At 71.6% G+C, this 16522-nt stretch carries 14 protein-coding genes; 11 read left to right on the forward strand and 3 right to left on the reverse strand.

Annotated elements, in window-relative coordinates; genetic code table 11:
• Positions 1-2 precede the first annotated feature (2 nt).
• The 4 genes from ACFYZ3_RS00390 (at position 3) to holA (ending at position 3219) form a co-directional block, all read left to right on the forward strand.
• A complete protein-coding gene (locus tag ACFYZ3_RS00390) occupies positions 3-827 on the forward strand; it encodes an arylamine N-acetyltransferase (RefSeq protein ID WP_388512802.1) in 825 nt (274 codons plus the stop codon).
• A gap of 170 nt (positions 828-997) precedes the next feature.
• Positions 998-1879: a YceI family protein gene (locus ACFYZ3_RS00395; RefSeq protein WP_388512803.1), complete on the forward strand. Its 882-nt coding sequence runs from the start codon at positions 998-1000 to the stop codon at positions 1877-1879.
• A 31-nt stretch (positions 1880-1910) separates the two neighbouring features.
• Positions 1911-2156 (forward strand): hypothetical protein, encoded by a 246-nt coding sequence (locus ACFYZ3_RS00400; protein WP_361000568.1) that lies wholly within the window; start codon positions 1911-1913, stop codon positions 2154-2156.
• Positions 2157-2229: 73 nt separating this feature from the next.
• Complete coding sequence (gene holA / locus ACFYZ3_RS00405; protein WP_388512805.1) at positions 2230-3219, forward strand: DNA polymerase III subunit delta; 990 nt, start codon at positions 2230-2232, stop codon at positions 3217-3219.
• 275 nt (positions 3220-3494) lie between these two features.
• Here holA and rpsT read toward each other — a convergent pair whose 3' ends face one another.
• Positions 3495-3761 (reverse strand): 30S ribosomal protein S20, encoded by a 267-nt coding sequence (gene rpsT / locus ACFYZ3_RS00410; RefSeq protein ID WP_003976241.1) that lies wholly within the window; start codon positions 3759-3761, stop codon positions 3495-3497.
• 237 nt (positions 3762-3998) lie between these two features.
• Between rpsT and lepA the strand changes: the two genes are divergently transcribed.
• The 5 genes from lepA to ACFYZ3_RS00435 all read left to right on the forward strand — a co-directional run bounded on the left by lepA (position 3999) and on the right by ACFYZ3_RS00435 (position 12522).
• Complete coding sequence (gene lepA, locus ACFYZ3_RS00415) at positions 3999-5867, forward strand: translation elongation factor 4 (protein WP_388512808.1); 1869 nt, start codon at positions 3999-4001, stop codon at positions 5865-5867.
• A 307-nt stretch (positions 5868-6174) separates the two neighbouring features.
• The gene (locus ACFYZ3_RS00420) at positions 6175-8052 is read left to right on the forward strand and encodes an AMP-dependent synthetase/ligase (protein ID WP_388512811.1); all 1878 of its coding nucleotides are present in this window, start codon (positions 6175-6177) and stop codon (positions 8050-8052) included.
• 201 nt (positions 8053-8253) lie between these two features.
• Entirely contained in the window at positions 8254-10539 is a 2286-nt protein-coding gene (locus ACFYZ3_RS00425; RefSeq protein ID WP_388512813.1) for a SpoIIE family protein phosphatase, read from the forward strand.
• Positions 10540-10610: 71 nt separating this feature from the next.
• Positions 10611-11843, forward strand: a complete 1233-nt coding sequence (gene hemW / locus ACFYZ3_RS00430) for a radical SAM family heme chaperone HemW (protein ID WP_388512815.1) — start codon at positions 10611-10613, stop codon at positions 11841-11843.
• A gap of 100 nt (positions 11844-11943) precedes the next feature.
• On the forward strand, positions 11944-12522 hold the full coding sequence (locus ACFYZ3_RS00435; RefSeq protein ID WP_164883526.1) for a Uma2 family endonuclease: 579 nt from the start codon (positions 11944-11946) through the stop codon (positions 12520-12522).
• On the opposite strand, the gene ACFYZ3_RS00440 is transcribed toward ACFYZ3_RS00435, so the two are convergent.
• Both ACFYZ3_RS00440 and ACFYZ3_RS00445 read right to left on the reverse strand, forming a co-directional pair.
• A complete protein-coding gene (locus ACFYZ3_RS00440) occupies positions 12500-13324 on the reverse strand; it encodes a DUF3097 domain-containing protein (protein ID WP_388512817.1) in 825 nt (274 codons plus the stop codon). The two genes, ACFYZ3_RS00435 and ACFYZ3_RS00440, sit on opposite strands and share 23 nt — an antisense overlap.
• Before the next feature lie 34 nt (positions 13325-13358).
• Positions 13359-14102, reverse strand: a complete 744-nt coding sequence (locus ACFYZ3_RS00445) for an MBL fold metallo-hydrolase (RefSeq protein ID WP_388512820.1) — start codon at positions 14100-14102, stop codon at positions 13359-13361.
• A gap of 157 nt (positions 14103-14259) precedes the next feature.
• On the opposite strand from ACFYZ3_RS00445, the gene hrcA reads away from it, so the two are divergent.
• Complete coding sequence (gene hrcA / locus ACFYZ3_RS00450) at positions 14260-15276, forward strand: heat-inducible transcriptional repressor HrcA (protein WP_388512823.1); 1017 nt, start codon at positions 14260-14262, stop codon at positions 15274-15276.
• Positions 15277-16413 (forward strand): molecular chaperone DnaJ, encoded by a 1137-nt coding sequence (gene dnaJ, locus ACFYZ3_RS00455; protein ID WP_003976250.1) that lies wholly within the window; start codon positions 15277-15279, stop codon positions 16411-16413. It begins immediately after the preceding gene.
• The last annotated feature ends 109 nt before the right edge of the window (positions 16414-16522 follow it).

The following is a 16522-nucleotide window of genomic DNA, read 5'->3' on the forward strand; positions in this document are numbered from 1 at the left end:
GCATGGATTCAGTTCAGGTCGATGCCTATCTCCGCCGGCTGGGAGCCGAGCACCCCGCGGAGCCCACCGTCGAGGCACTGCGTGCGCTGCACCTGCGTCATCTGCGGACGGTGCCCTTCGAGAACCTCTCCGTCCATCTGGGCGAGGAGATCGTGCTGGAGGAGAAGCGGCTGTGGGACAAGGTCGTGAGTGGGGGAAGGGGCGGGTTCTGTTACGAACTCAACGGGCTCTTCGGGGCGTTGCTCACGGCCCTCGGGTACGAGGTCACGCTGCTGGCGGCGCGGGTGTACGGCGACGGGGGCCGGCTCGGGATCCCGTACGACCACATGGCTCTGCTGGTGCGGACGGCGGACGGGGGCGACCGGCTGGCGGACGTCGGATTCGGGGCGCACAGCCATGATCCGCTCGCGTTCGCGGAGCGGGGTGGGCAGGTGGATCCCGGGGGGACGTTCGAGGTGGTCGAGGCGGGACCGGACCCGGCCGGGGAGAGGGGCGACCTCGACGTACTGCGGGACGGAAAGCCCGTCTACCGGGTGGAACCACGTCCCAGGGTGCTCGACGACTTCGTGTCCGGTGCCTGGTGGCACAGCACCTCGCCCCGGTCGCACTTCCTCCGGTCGCCGGTCTGCTCGCGGCTCACGGAGGACGGGGGCAGGATCACGCTCAGTGGACGCCGGCTCACGACGACGACGGCCGCCGACGGCGTTCGGGAGGCGCACGAGCTGAAGACGGACGAGGAGGTCTTCGCGGCCTACCGTGACCACTTCGGCATCCGCCTCGACGAGCTGCCTCCCGTGCCACCGGTGCCGCCTGTGTCCCGGCTGTGAGAAATGCCGTCCGGTGCGGTGAAACCGGAGCACACAGGTCCACTCCTGCCCACTCCCAGCACATGCGACGGTTTCCCGCGATGTGGCCCCGTGTTGCCTCGAAAGCCACATCGGTGATCGAATGTTTCTCCGTCAACTAGTTTTCCGATGTCGTGCAGAGGGTGTCGCAAATGATCGGCCGCTTGCTGGGAAGCCGAACGAAGCGGATGCAACGGACGGGTCCCCTGGCGGCGGTGCGTACCCCGCCGGACGCGGGGGTGCTGAGCTGCCGCATCCTGGATCCCGTCAACGATCCGGTGCCGAACGCGGAGTTCGCGGTCAGCGACGCCATGGGGCGCAAGGTGGTCGGCGGCGGTGCGGATCCCTTCGGGTCGTTCGTGGCGACGGTGCCCGCGGGGGAGTACCGGCTCGCCGTGTCCGCCGAGGGCTACACCCCGTACCGGGCCTCCGTGACGGTCGTCGAGGACACGCTGGCCTCGCTCGGGGACGTGACGCTCCAGGTGGCCCAGCCGCCGGAGCTGCCCGCGCCGGGTGACTGGGAGATCGAGCCGGCGCACTCCTCCGTCGCCTTCACCGCGCGGCACATCGGGCTGGCCCGGATCCACGGCCGGTTCAACTCCTTCGCGGGCGCGGTGCGCATCGCCGACGACATGGAGCAGTCGGCGATGCACGTCGTGATCGACGCCGCCTCCATCGACACCAACGTGAAGATGCGCGACGACCACCTGCGGTCGGCCGACTTCCTGGACGTGCAGCGCTACCCGACCCTGGAGTTCTACAGCGACCGGTTCACGCACCGCGGCGGCAACCGCTGGGCAGTCACCGGGGCGCTGTCCCTGCACGGCGTGACGCGCACGGTCACCCTGGACACCGAGTACCTCGGACTCGGCAACGGCATGGAGGGCGAGACGCGGGCGGCCTGCCGCGCCACCACCGAGCTGCACCGCGACGACTTCACGGTGAGCTGGCAGACGATGCTGGCCCGCGGCATCGCCGTGGTCGGCCCCAGCATCCGCATCGACCTCGACGTGCAGACCGTACCCAAGGGCTGACCGTGCCCGGGGCTGACCGACAATGGCACCCGTGAGCGACGTGAGACATGTACTGGTGCTGCCCGACCGCGACGCCGCGGAGGAGGCCGCCCAGGCGCTCGGGGAGCGGTTCGGGACCGACGAGGAACCGCGGATCCTGAGGGACGCCCTGGCCGGCGAGGACGACGCCGAGGACGCCCAGTGGCTCGTCCTCCTGCACGACGAGCCAGAAGCGCTGGACCCGGGTGAACTGGACGCGTTCGCCGGGGAGTGGGAGGGCTGGCGCGAGGAGCCGTAGCGCCCGTCCCGGGGCAGCCCGAGCGGCGGCAGCCCGTCCGGCGTTGTCAGTCGTGCGTGCGATGCTTGTCCCGATGGCCAGGAAGACTGCGAACGACGACCCTCTCGCCCCGGTGACCCTTGCCGTGGGCCAGGAGGACCTCCTGCTCGACCGAGCCGTGCAGGAGGTGGTGGCCGCCGCCAAGGCCGCCGACGCCGACACGGACGTACGCGACCTCACCCCCGACCAGCTGCAGCCCGGCACCCTCGCCGAGCTCACCAGCCCCTCGCTCTTCGCCGAGCGCAAAGTCGTGGTCGTACGCAATGCGCAGGACCTGTCCGCCGACACGGTCAAGGACGTCAAGGCCTACCTCGGCGCCCCCGCCGAGGAGATCACCCTCGTCCTGCTGCACGCGGGCGGCGCCAAGGGCAAGGGCGTGCTCGACGCCGGCCGCAAGGCGGGGGCGCGCGAGGTGGCCTGCCCGAAGATGACCAAGCCCGCCGACCGGCTGGCCTTCGTGCGCGCGGAGTTCCGCACGGCCGGACGGTCGGCCACGCCCGAGGCCTGTCAGGCCCTGGTCGACGCGATCGGCAGCGACCTCAGGGAGCTGGCCTCGGCGGTGTCCCAGCTGACCGCCGACGTCGAGGGGACCATCGACGAGGCGGTCGTCGGGCGGTACTACACCGGGCGGGCGGAGGCCTCCAGCTTCACGGTCGCCGACCGGGCGGTCGAGGGACGCGCGGCGGAGGCGCTGGAGGCGCTGCGCTGGTCGCTGGCGACCGGAGTGGCGCCGGTGCTGATCACCAGCGCGCTCGCGCAGGGCGTGCGGGCCATCGGCAAGCTGTCCTCCGCCCGCGGCGGGCGCCCCGCCGACCTCGCCCGCGAGCTGGGCATGCCGCCCTGGAAGATCGACCGCGTCCGGCAGCAGATGCGCGGCTGGACACCGGACGGCGTCTCCGTGGCCCTGCGCGCGGTGGCCGAGGCCGACGCGGGGGTGAAGGGCGGCGGGGACGATCCCGAGTACGCCCTGGAGAAGGCCGTGGTGATCATCGCCCGGGCGGCGCGTTCACGGGGCCGGTCGTAGGCCCACCGCCCACCGCCTTCGGCCCCGCACCGGCACCCGCATCCGCACCCGCACCCCGCACCCGCATCCACACCCCGCCCCCGCGACACACCGAAGGCCCCGGCGTCCGTCCTGGGGAAGGACGGCCACCGGGGCCTTCGGATCAAGCTCGCGGATCCATGCCCGCGTGGCGAACGCAGGCCGCGCACGGATCCTGGGTGCCGGACGGGAGCGGATGAGAGAGGGCCCGCTCTGGGTCCTTCCGGCGTTCACACCAGATAAAGCCAGATAAGGGGTCAGCCCTTGAGAGCGCCGACCTTCTGCGCCAGCGCCGACTTCTTGTTGGCGGCCTGGTTCTTGTGGATGACGCCCTTGGAGACGGCCTTGTCGAGCTCGCGCGAAGCGACGCGCTGGAACTCGGTGGCCTTCTCCACGTCACCCGCGGCGGCGGCCTCGCGGGCCTTGCGGATCGCGGTCTTCAGAGAGGACTTGACCGACTTGTTGCGCAGCCGGGCCTTCTCGTTGGTCTTGTTCCGCTTGATCTGGGACTTGATGTTCGCCACGAATGAGCCTTTGCAGGTTCAGGCACGAGGCCGCGAGGGTCCCGTGCCGGTGATTTCTTGAAGGAGTGCCTCGCGCTGAGAGGGCAAGAGACACAGCCACCCACACTACCAGCGGGTCGCGGAGGGTCCCAAACCCATACCGGCTCCCCACCCGTGGGACCATGGAGGCTACGTATCGATCCGACCCGAGACCCGAGACCGCAGACACTGCGGACGCCTCAAGAATCAGGACCCTGCGTGCCCGCGATCCCCAGCCATGTGCCCGAGCCGAGCCGTACCGACCCGGCGCTGATCCGCAACTTCTGCATCATCGCGCACATCGACCACGGCAAGTCCACGCTCGCCGACCGGATGCTCCAGCTGACCGGTGTGGTCGAGCAGCGGCAGATGCGCGCCCAGTACCTCGACCGCATGGACATCGAGCGCGAGCGCGGCATCACGATCAAGTCCCAGGCGGTGCGGTTGCCGTGGGCCCCGACCCACGACAAGGGCGCCACGCACATCCTCAACATGATCGACACCCCGGGGCACGTCGACTTCACCTACGAGGTGTCGCGGTCGCTGGCCGCGTGCGAGGGCACCATCCTCCTCGTCGACGCCGCCCAGGGCATCGAGGCCCAGACCCTCGCCAACCTGTACCTGGCGATGGAGAACGACCTCACGATCATCCCCGTCCTGAACAAGATCGACCTGCCGGCCGCGCAGCCCGAGAAGTTCGCCGAGGAGCTGGCCAACCTGGTCGGCTGCGACCCCGACGACGTGCTCAAGGTCTCCGCCAAGACCGGCCTCGGCGTCGACGTGCTGCTCGACAAGGTCGTCGCCGAGGTCCCGGCCCCGGTCGGCGTCAAGGACGCCCCCGCCCGCGCGATGATCTTCGACTCCGTCTACGACTCCTACCGCGGCGTCGTGACGTACGTCCGTGTCATCGACGGCCAGCTCAACAAGCGCGAGCGGATCCGGATGATGTCCACCGGCGCCACCCACGAGCTGCTGGAGATCGGCACCAACTCGCCCGAGATGCTCTCCGCCGACGGCCTCGGCGTCGGCGAGGTGGGGTACCTGATCACCGGCGTGAAGGACGTCCGCCAGTCCAAGGTCGGCGACACCGTCACCAGCCAGCACAAGGGTGCCGAGGACGCGCTCGGCGGCTACAAGGACCCCAGGCCCATGGTCTTCTCCGGCCTGTATCCGCTGGACGGCTCCGACTACCCCGAGCTGCGCGAGGCGCTGGACAAGCTCCAGCTCAACGACGCCGCCCTGGTCTACGAGCCGGAGACCTCCGCCGCCCTCGGCTTCGGCTTCCGCGTCGGCTTCCTCGGCCTGCTCCACCTCGACGTGATCCGCGAGCGGCTGGAGCGCGAGTTCGGCCTCGACCTCATCGCCACCGCGCCCAACGTGGTCTACCGCGTGATCATGGAGGACGGCACCGAGCACACCGTCACCAACCCGAGCGAATTCCCCGAGGGCAAGATCAACGAGGTGTACGAGCCGGTCGTGCGGGCCACGATCCTCGCGCCGACCGAGTTCATCGGCTCGATCATGGAGCTGTGCCAGACCCGGCGCGGCACCCTGCTCGGCATGGACTACCTCTCCGAGGACCGGGTGGAGATCCGCTACACCCTCCCGCTCGCGGAGATCGTCTTCGACTTCTTCGACCAGCTGAAGTCGAAGACGCGCGGTTACGCGTCCCTCGACTACGAGCCCACGGGCGAGCAGACCTCCAGCCTGGTCAAGGTCGACATCCTGCTGCACGGCGACAAGGTGGACGCCTTCTCGGCGATCACCCACAAGGACGCGGCGTACGCGTACGGCGTGCGACTGGTCGCCAAGCTGCGGGAGCTGATCCCGCGGCAGGCCTTCGAGGTGCCCATCCAGGCCGCCATCGGCTCCCGGGTCATCGCCCGCGAGACCATCCGCGCCATCCGCAAGGACGTCCTCGCCAAGTGCTACGGCGGTGACATCTCCCGCAAGCGGAAGCTGCTGGAGAAGCAGAAGGAAGGCAAGAAGCGGATGAAGATGGTGGGTTCGGTGGAGGTTCCGCAGGAGGCCTTCATCGCCGTCCTGTCCAGCGACGACAGCGCGGGGTCGGGCAAGGGCAAGAAGTAACCGCCGCACCGCATGCCAAGTCCGGGCAAAACGGACGCCGAGGGGCTCGTCGTACGAAAGTGCGGCGGGTCCCTTCGCATGTCACGGGCGCGCATCTGTAGGAAGTGACAGGGCGCGGGCTCTTACGCGGGGGCCGGTCGCCCTTTACCCTGATGCCTGCCCCGTAGTTACTCGTGAGTTAAACAAGTGATCGGACAACGGTCCGCGTCACCGCCTCACCACCGTTGAACACCGCCCGAGAGTGAACCAGCCACACCTGAGCCAGCCGCAACGAGCCAGCCGCACCGTCGCGGGCCCGGAGGATGTCGTGAGCGACACACAGACACTGATCGAGAACCGTCCGCCCTCCGTGGCGGGACTCTTCCTGGAGCGGGTGGCCGCCACGCCGGACGCCGAGGCGTACCGCTACCCGGTGCCGCCGGCCTCGGGCGAGGGCCCCGACGACTGGAAGTCGCTGACCTGGACGCAGGCCGCCGAGCGGGTCTACGCGATCGCGGCCGGGCTGATCGAGCTGGGCGTGCAGCCCGAGCAGCGCGTGGCCCTGGCCTCCGCGACCCGGCTGGAGTGGATCCTCGCCGACCTCGGCATCATGTGCGCGGGCGCGGCGACCACCACCGTCTACCCGCAGACCAACGCCGACGAATCGGCGTACATCCTCTCCGACTCCGAGAGCCGGGTGCTGATCGCGGAGGACGCCGCGCAGCTGGCCAAGGCGAAGGAGAAGAAGGCGGAGCTGCCCGACCTCACCCACGTGGTCGTGGTCGACGCGACCGGCGCGGACACCTCCGAGGACTGGGTCCTCACCCTCGACGAGCTGGAGCGCCGGGGCGCGGCCCGCCTGGAGAAGGACCCGCAGCTGATCAAGGAGCGGGTCGGCGCGCTCACCAAGGACCAGCTCGCCACCCTCATCTACACCTCCGGCACCACCGGCCGGCCCAAGGGCGTACGGCTCCCGCACGACTGCTGGTCGTACATGGCCAAGGCGATCGCCGCGACCGGCCTGGTCACCAAGGACGACGTGCAGTACCTGTGGCTGCCGCTCGCGCACGTCTTCGGCAAGGTGCTGACCTCCGGCCAGATCGAGGCCGGTCACGTCACCGCCGTCGACGGCCGGGTCGACAAGATCATCGAGAACCTGCCGGTGGTCCGGCCGACCTACATGGCGGCCGTGCCCCGCATCTTCGAGAAGGTCTACAACGGCGTCGCCGCCAAGGCCCGCGCGGGCGGCGGGGCCAAGTACAAGATCTTCCAGTGGGCCGCCGGGATCGCCCGCGAGTACGCCAAGGTCACCCAGGACAACTTCAAGCGCACCGGCACCGCGAGCGCCCCGGCCGGCCTGCGCACCAGGCACGCCGTAGCCGACCGGCTCGTCTACGCCAAGATCCGCGAGGCCTTCGGCGGCCACCTGCGTGCCTGTGTGTCGGGCTCGGCCGCCCTCGCGCCCGAGATCGGCTACTTCTTCGCCGGGGCCGGCATCCACATCCTGGAGGGCTACGGCCTCACCGAGTCCTCCGCCGCCTCCTTCGTCAACCCCGGCGAGGCCTACCGCACCGGCACCGTCGGCAAGCCGCTGCCCGGCACCGAGGTGCGCATCGCGGACGACGGCGAGATCCTGCTGCGCGGCCCGGGCATCATGGAGGGCTACCACAAGCTGCCCGAGAAGACCGCCGAGGTCCTGGAGCCCGACGGCTGGTTCCACACCGGCGACATCGGCGAGCTGTCGCCCGACGGCTACCTGCGCATCACCGACCGCAAGAAGGACCTCATCAAGACGTCCGGCGGCAAGTACATCGCGCCGGCCGAGGTCGAGGGCCAGTTCAAGGCGGTCTGCCCCTACGTCTCCAACATCCTGGTGCACGGCGCCGACCGGAACTTCTGCACCGCGCTCATCGCCCTCGACGAGATCGCGATCACGGAGTGGGCCAAGGAGAACGGCCTGGAGGGCAAGCCGTACGCCGAGATCGTCGCGGCGCCCGCGACCGTCGAGATGGTCGACGGCTACGTCAAGCAGCTCAACGAGGGCCTCCAGCGCTGGCAGACCATCAAGAAGTTCCGCCTGCTGCCCCGCGACCTCGACGTCGAGCACGGCGAGATCACCCCGAGCCTGAAGCTGAAGCGGCCGGTGGTGGAGCGGGAGTACAAGAACCTGATCGAGGAGATGTACGAGGGCTCGCGCGAGGCGTAGGCCCACTACCGCCCAGAAACCGCGGGTGTTCGGAGACGTCCGGTTTCCGACCGGCTTCCGGCCGTCTTCGAACGTTCGCCTAGCACGGTTCTCACCCGTGGCGGCCCACTTCGGTAACTCCGTGCTTATGGGCGTGGCCGGTCTGTCACTCTGTCGGCATCGACTGCGAGGAATTCGCACGAACTGCCCGGGGAGACGTCCATGGGGGCCATTCCGACGCAGCGGGAGACCGCCTCCCGCGCCAGCGCGGTGCCCGCACACACCGCCGAGGCATCCGCCGAGGGCTTCGAGGAGTGCGCGCGGGCGCGCGTGACCCTGCTCGGCAGCTCCCTCGCGCCGGGCGCCGCCCGCGCGATGGTGCGGGCGGCGCTCGCCGACTGGTCCGCGCTCGGCCTGCCCGGCACGGAGCAGCTGACCGAGCACCTCACCGCCGACGCCCTGGTCGTCGTCAGCGAGCTGGTCACCAATGCCGTGGTGCACGCCGGCACCGACGTCGAGGTGGGCCTCCAGGTGGAGGGGACCGGCACGCTGGTCGTCGAGGCCACGGACCAGCACCCGTCCCGCGCGCCCAGGAGTGCCGACCCCGAGACGCCGCACGACTCCGCCGAGTACGGGCGCGGCCTGCGGCTGGTCGCCGCGCTCGCGGAGGCCTGGGGGATCACCTACCGCCCGGGCATCAAGACGGTGTGGGCGCGGTTGTCGGCCGTGGGCACGGACGACGCCGGGCAGACCGAGGCGTACGCCTCGGGGAGCGTGGCGCGATACACCGACTCGCCGGGTGCGTGGCCGCCGGGGGAGGGACGGGACGGCCAGGACGGAAGCCCCGGCGGCCAGTACGACGGTCGGGACGGCCACGACGGCGGGCGGTCCCGGGGCGGCCCGCGGGCACTGGACGCCCCGCCGCCCGGCCCGGACCGCTGGGCGGCGGACCCCGGCCCCGATGCGAACCCCGGCCCCGAAGCGAACCCCGGCCCCGGGACGGACCCGGGTACCGGCGTGGATCCGGACGCCGGCGTGGACGCGAGCAGCGGTCGACGGGACGGCCCTGGCCGCCGGGCGGAGCCGCCGCGGTGGCCGGACCTGCCGGGCGGCATGACCGGCACCGCCCGGCGCGGCATCCGCGACCGGGAGTGGCTGGGCCGCGGCGCCCTGTCCTTCCTCGCCGAGGCCTCCGACCTGCTGGCCGGGCAGCTCGACGAGGACCTGGTCGCCTCCCTCACCGGCCAGCTGATCGTGCCCCGGCTCGCCGACTGGTGCGGGGTGTGGCTGGAGGACGAGTCCCTGGGCCGCGGCGCCTGGACCGACGACACCGGGGCGGCCGTCGGCGCCCGGCTGGCCCGCGTGTGGCACTCGGGCGAGGGACAGCTCGACGAACTGCGTGCCGCCCTCGAGAAGGACCCGCCCCGCCCGCGCGACCCGTGGCGCTCCGGCCCCGTCGGCCACCCCTGGCCCGGCGACGCGCTCGGCCCGGACGGCACGCACGGCACCGCGCTCGCCTACCGTCTGGTCGCCGGCGGCAGGCCGCTGGGCACCCTGGTCATCGGACGGGCCGACACCCCGGGCGCCCCCGACACCCCGGGCGCCCCCGACACGCCGGGCGCCACCGGTTTCCCCGACGAGATCACCGGCCTGGTCGAGGACCTCAGCCGCCGGGTGGCGCTCGCCATCGGCGCCGCCCGCCAGTACGCCCGGCAGGCCACCATCAGCGCCGTACTCCAGCGTGGCCTGCTGCCCGGCGCCGTAGCGGAGATCCCCGGCGTGCGCAGCGCCCTCGTCTACGAACCGCGTGACAAGGGCGGCCCCAGCGGCGACTTCTACGACCTCTTCCCGGCCGGCGACGGCCGCTGGTGCTTCGCCGTGGGCGACGTCCAGGGCAAGGGCCCCGAGGCCGCCGTCGTCATCGGGCTCGCCCGGCCCTGGCTGCGGCTGCTGGCCCGCGAGCAGTACGGCGTCCCCGACGTCCTCGACCGCCTCAACCAACTCCTCCTCGACGACGCCACCGAGGCCGCCGACGCCGCCGCCCGCGCGCTGGTCGCCGCCGGAGGCCCACCGGTTGCCCCGGGCGACGGACCGCAGACCCGCTTCCTCTCCCTGCTCTACGGCGAGCTGGTCCCCTTCGACGGCGGCGTCCGCTGCACCCTCGCGTCCGCCGGACACCCCCTGCCGCTGCTCCTCGGGCCCGACGGCACGGTGTCCGCCGTCGCGTGCCCGCAGACCCTGCTCGGCGTCGTCGAGGACGCCACGTACGTCAGCGAGACCTTCGAGCTGCGGTCCGGCGACACCCTGCTGTGCGTCACCGACGGGATCACGGAGCGGCGCAGCGGCTCCCGCCAGTTCGACGACGGCGACGGGCTCGCCGCGGCGCTGGCCGGGTGCGCGGGCCTGGACGCCGGGCTGGTCGCCGAGCGCATCAGGCGTCTGGTGCACGAGTTCGGGCCGCGGCCCCCGGAGGACGACCTGGCGCTGCTGGTGCTCCAGGCGGAGTGAACGGGCGGAGCGAACGGGAGGGCTGAACGGGGCGGGCAGGGGTTCCGGCCGGGTGCGGGACAATGGAACGCATGCCCTCCGCACTCCCCGACGGCGAGCCCGTCCCCGCCGACGGCGCCCTGCCCGCGTCCGCGCTCGCCGGGGCCGCCGACCGCCCCCTCGGCTTCTACCTGCACGTGCCGTACTGCGCGACCCGCTGCGGCTACTGCGACTTCAACACCTACACCGCCACCGAGCTGCGCGGCACCGGCGGCGTCCTCGCCTCCCGCGACAACTACGCCGACACGCTCGTCGACGAGGTACGCCTGGCCCGCAAGGTGCTCGGCGACGACCCCCGCGAAGTCCGCACGGTCTTCGTCGGCGGCGGTACGCCCACCCTGCTGGCCGCCGGTGACCTGGTGCGGATGCTGGGCGCGATCCGCGACGAGTTCGGCCTGGCGCCGGACGCGGAGATCACCACGGAGGCCAACCCGGAGTCGGTCGACCCGGCGTATCTCGCCACCCTCCGCGAGGGCGGCTTCAACCGGATCTCCTTCGGCATGCAGAGCGCCAAGCAGCACGTCCTGAAGATCCTGGACCGCACCCACACCCCCGGCCGCCCCGAAGCCTGTGTCGCCGAGGCCCGCGCGGCCGGCTTCGACCACGTCAACCTCGACCTGATCTACGGCACCCCCGGCGAGTCCGACGACGACTGGCGGGCCTCTCTGGACGCCGCGCTCGGCGCCGGACCCGACCACGTCTCGGCGTACGCCCTGATCGTCGAGGAGGGCACCCAGCTCGCCCGGCGGATCCGGCGCGGCGAGGTCCCGATGACCGACGACGACGTGCACGCCGACCGGTACCTGATCGCCGAGGAGACCCTGTCCGCGGCGGGCTACGACTGGTACGAGGTGTCCAACTGGGCCACCTCCGACGCCGGACGCTGCCTGCACAACGAGCTGTACTGGCGGGGCGCCGACTGGTGGGGCGCGGGACCGGGCGCGCACTCCCACGTGGGGGGCGTGCGGTGGTGGAACGTGAAGCACCCGGGGGCGTACGCGGGGGCGCTGGCGGCGGGGAAGTCGCCGGGGGCGGGCCGGGAGATCCTCACGGACGAGGACCGGCGGGTCGAGCGCATCCTGCTGGAGCTGCGGCTCCGGGAGGGCGTGCCCCTGTCGCTGCTGCGGGAGGCGGGGCTCGCGGCGTCGCGGCGGGCACTGTCGGAGGGGCTGCTCCAGGAGGGGCCGTACGAGGCGGGGAGCGCGGTGCTGACGCTGCGCGGGCGGCTGCTGGCGGACGCGGTGGTGCGGGACCTGGTGGACTGATCACTCGGGGGAGTGAATCGGTGCGGAACGCGGGTTCGGCCCCTAACCTGATCCATAGGCTGCCGCCGACAGCACGCGGCGAATGTGGAGGGCCACGGAGATGACAGCTGTGGACGAACGTGGAGTCGCGGAGTTCTTCGCGGGGTTCGAGCCACCCGAGGGGCTCAAGGTGGAGCTTCTCCGGGGAGAAATCGTGATGATGGCCAGCCCCGATCTGGTGCACAACCGGATCGTGACTTCGCTGATGGATCAGATTCCGCACCGGCGGTGGGAACGGCTTCAGACCCAGGACGTCGACGTTGTCGACGAGGCCAGCGAGCCTGTACCCGACCTGGTGGTCATGGAAGTCGGCGTTGGCCCGGACTCTGGGCGTCTTCTGCCGTCACAGATGATCACGATGGTCGTGGAAGTGGTCTCGAAGACCAGCGTCGACCGAGACTATGGCGTCAAACGCTTGATCTATGCTGCGGGTGAAGTGCCCACCTACCTGATCATCGACCCCGTCATGGCCCAGTGTGTTCTGTACTCGGAGCCGGTCGGGCGAGGTGAGGGGGCTGACTACCAGGTGCAGCGGATCACTCAGTTCGGGACACCGCTGCCGCTGGAACAGTTGGGCGTGGAGTTGAACACCACCATGTTCGGTACCTACAAGGGCGTCAAGCCTCATCACCGTCCGTAACGAAATCGATCAGCTCCTCCACCCGCCCCAGCAGCTCCGGCTCCAGGTCCTTGTACGACCCCACCCGCGCCAGGATCGCCTGCCACACCGCGCCCGTGTTCTCCGAGGGCCAGCCCAGTGCCCGGCACACCCCCGTCTTCCAGTCCTGACCGCGAGGCACCCGGGGCCAGCCCTCGATCCCCACCGACGCCGGCTTCACCGCCTCCCAGATGTCGATGTACGGGTGGCCCACGACCAGCGCGTGCTCGCTCGTCACCGCCTCCGCGATCCGCCACTCCTTCGAACCCGGCACCAGGTGGTCCACCAGGACGCCCAGCCGCGCGTCAGGGCCCGGGGCGAAGTCGGCGACGATCGACGGCAGGTCGTCCACACCGCCCAGGTACTCCACGACGACGCCCTCGATCCGCAGGTCGTCGCCCCAGACCTTCTCGACCAGCTCGGCGTCGTGCCGCCCCTCGACATAGATGCGCCCGGCGCGCGCCACCCGCGCCCGTGCGCCGGGGACGGCGACCGAACCGGACGCGGTACGGGAGGGGGCGGACCGCGCCGGACCGGAGGAGGACGACGGCCGCACCAGCGTCACCACGAGGCCCTCCAGCAGGAACCCGCGCGGCTCCAGCGGGAACACCCGGTGCTTGCCGAAGCGGTCCTCCAGGGTCACCGTGCCCGCCTCGCAGCGGATCACCGCGCCGCAGAACCCGGTGCCGGGCTCCTCGACCACCAGGCCGGGATCGGCGGGCACCTCGGGAACGGGCTGCGGTTTCTTCCACGGAGGGGTCAGGTCGGCGGAGTACTGGCGCATTCTGCCGACGATACGAGGAACGCCCGCGCGGTGATCAGCGCGACACGCCGAACCGGGCGGCCAGCGCGTCGCGTTGGGCCCGGACGAACCCCGCGTCCACCACCGTTCCGTGACCGGGGACGTACAGCGCGTCGTCGCCGCCCACCGCCAGCAGCCGGTCCAGCGCGGCAGGCCAGCGCGACGGTACGGCGTCGGGCCCCGCCTGCGGCGCGCCGGACTCCTCGACCAGGTCCCCGCAGAACAGGACGTTGGGGGAGCCCGGCACCAGCACCGCCAGGTCGTGACCGGTGTGCCCCGGGCCCACGTCGGCGAGCAGGACCCGCCGTCCACCGCCCAGGTCGAGCGCGTGCTCGCCCCGCACCTCGTGCAGAACGGGAACGAGCGCCTCGGCCGCCTCCCGCGCCGCCCGCGCGTCCAGCCCCTCCGCCACCGCGTCCGCGCGCAGCGCCTGCCGCCCCTGTCCGCCCGGCGCGAACAGCGCGCCCGTGCCCGCTGCCCCGTACGCGCCGTACACCTCCGCGTCCGGGAACGCCGCCGCGCCGAAGACGTGGTCGAAGTGCGGGTGGGTCAGCGCGAGATGTGTCACACGGCGGCCGGCGAGTCGCCGCGCCCCCTCGCGCAACCGGGCGCCCTCGTCCAGGCTCGACCCCGCGTCCACCATCAGCGCCGCGTCCGCGCCGAGCACCAGCCCCGCCGTGCAGTCCCACCCCGGCAGCCGGCAGCGTCCCACCCCGTCCGCCAGCCGCTCCCAGCCCAGCTCTTCCCAAGTCACCGTCACGGCGACGACGCTAACGGCTTGGTCCCGGCCTTGCCGGGGGCGTACCCCACGGCCGTACACTGGGCCGGGGAAGTCTGGCACTCGCGAGCCATGAGTGCCAGGACAGACAGGTAAGACAGGCCGAAACGGGCGGACGACAGCTGGAGGTGCGCGCCGAATGCTCAGTGAACGCAGGCTGAAGGTGCTGCGCGCCATCGTCCAGGACTACGTCGGCACCGAGGAACCGGTCGGTTCCAAGGCCCTCACCGAGCGGCACAACCTCGGCGTCTCCCCGGCCACCGTGCGCAATGACATGGCGGCCCTGGAGGACGAGGGGTTCATCGCCCAGCCGCACACCAGCGCGGGGCGCATCCCGACCGACAAGGGCTACCGGCTCTTCGTCGACAAGCTGGCGGGCGTCAAGCCGATGACCGCGCCCGAGCGGCGTGCCATCCAGAACTTCCTGGAGGGCGCCGTCGACCTCGACGACGTCGTGGCCCGCACGGTGCGGCTGCTGGCGCAGCTCACCCGGCAGGTCGCCGTCGTGCAGTATCCGTCGCTGACGCGCTCGACCGTGCGGCACGTGGAGCTGCTCGCGCTCGCGCCCGCGCGCCTGAAGCTCGTGCTGATCACGGACACCGGGCGGGTCGAGCAGCGGATGGTCGACTGCCCGGCGCCGTTCGGCGAGGCGTCGCTGGCCGATCTGCGGGCGCGGCTCAACAGCCGGGTCGCGGGGCGCCGTTTCACGGATGTGCCGGCTCTGGTGGAAGATCTGGCGGAGCCCTTCGAGGCCGAGGATCGCGGTACGGTCTCCACCGTGCTCTCCACTCTCCTGGAGACGCTGGTCGAGGAGAACGAGGAGCGGCTGATGATCGGCGGCACCGCCAATCTGACCCGCTTCGGGCACGACTTCCCCTTGGTGATCCGGCCGGTGCTGGAGGCGCTGGAGGAGCAGGTCGTGCTCCTCAAGCTGCTCGGCGAGGCGAAGGATCCGGGCGTGACCGTACGGATCGGTCATGAGAACGCCCACGAGGGACTCAACTCAACGTCCGTCGTGTCGGTCGGCTACGGTTCGGGCGGCGAGGCGGTTGCCAAGCTCGGCGTGGTCGGACCGACCCGCATGGACTACCCGGGAACGATGGGAGCGGTACGCGCAGTGGCACGGTACGTCGGACAGATCCTGGCGGAGTCGTAGGTGGCCACGGACTACTACGCCGTACTCGGCGTGCGCCGTGACGCTTCCCAGGACGAGATCAAGAAGGCGTTCCGGAGGCTCGCCCGCGAGCTGCATCCGGACGTCAACCCCGATCCGAAGACCCAGGAGCGGTTCAAGGAGATCAACGCCGCCTACGAGGTGTTGTCGGACCCGCAGAAGAAGCAGGTCTACGACCTCGGCGGCGACCCCCTCTCGCAGGCCGCCGGCGGCGGCGCGGGCGGCTTCGGCGCGGGCGGCTTCGGGAACTTCTCGGACATCATGGACGCGTTCTTCGGTACGGCGTCGCAGCGCGGGCCGCGCTCGCGCACCCGCCGCGGCCAGGACGCGATGATCCGCATCGAGGTCGAGCTGGACGAGGCCGCCTTCGGTACGACCAAGGACATCCAGGTCGACACCGCGGTCGTCTGCAACACCTGCAACGGCGAGGGCGCGGCGCCCGGCACCAGTGCCCAGACCTGCGACATGTGCCGCGGCCGCGGCGAGGTCTCGCAGGTCACCCGGTCCTTCCTGGGCCAGGTCATGACCTCGCGCCCCTGCCCCCAGTGCCAGGGCTTCGGCACCGTGGTCCCGACCCCGTGCCCCGAGTGCGCGGGCGACGGCCGGGTCCGCTCCCGGCGCACCCTGACCGTGAAGATCCCGGCCGGTGTCGACAACGGCACCCGGATCCAGCTCGCGGGCGAGGGCGAGGTCGGCCCCGGCGGCGGCCCCGCCGGCGACCTGTACGTCGAGATCCACGAGCTGCCCCACTCCACCTTCCAGCGCCGCGGCGACGACCTGCACTGCACGGTCACCATCCCGATGACGGCGGCGGCCCTCGGCACGAAGGTGCCGCTGGAGACCCTGGACGGCATGGAGGAGGTCGACATCCGCCCGGGCACCCAGTCCGGCCAGTCGATCCCGAAGCACGGCCGGGGCGTCACCCACCTGCGCGGCGGCGGCCGCGGCGACCTCATCGTGCACGTCGAGGTCACCACCCCGGGCAAGCTCGACCCCGAACAGGAACGCCTCCTGCGCGAGCTGGCCAAGCTCCGCGGCGAGGAACGCCCCACGGGGCAGTTCCAGCCGGGGCAGCAGGGGCTGTTCTCGCGGTTGAAGGACGCGTTCAACGGGCGCTGAGCGGCCACCGGCACGACCTGTCGCCAGGAGTGTTCCGATGCGGATGCTCCTGGCGTATGCCAACGGAAGCCCGGATTCGGACTTGTGTGGAGGACGTGACAACATGCCG

The organism is Streptomyces sp. NPDC001599, from assembly GCF_042893535.1.
Classification (GTDB): domain Bacteria; phylum Actinomycetota; class Actinomycetes; order Streptomycetales; family Streptomycetaceae; genus Streptomyces.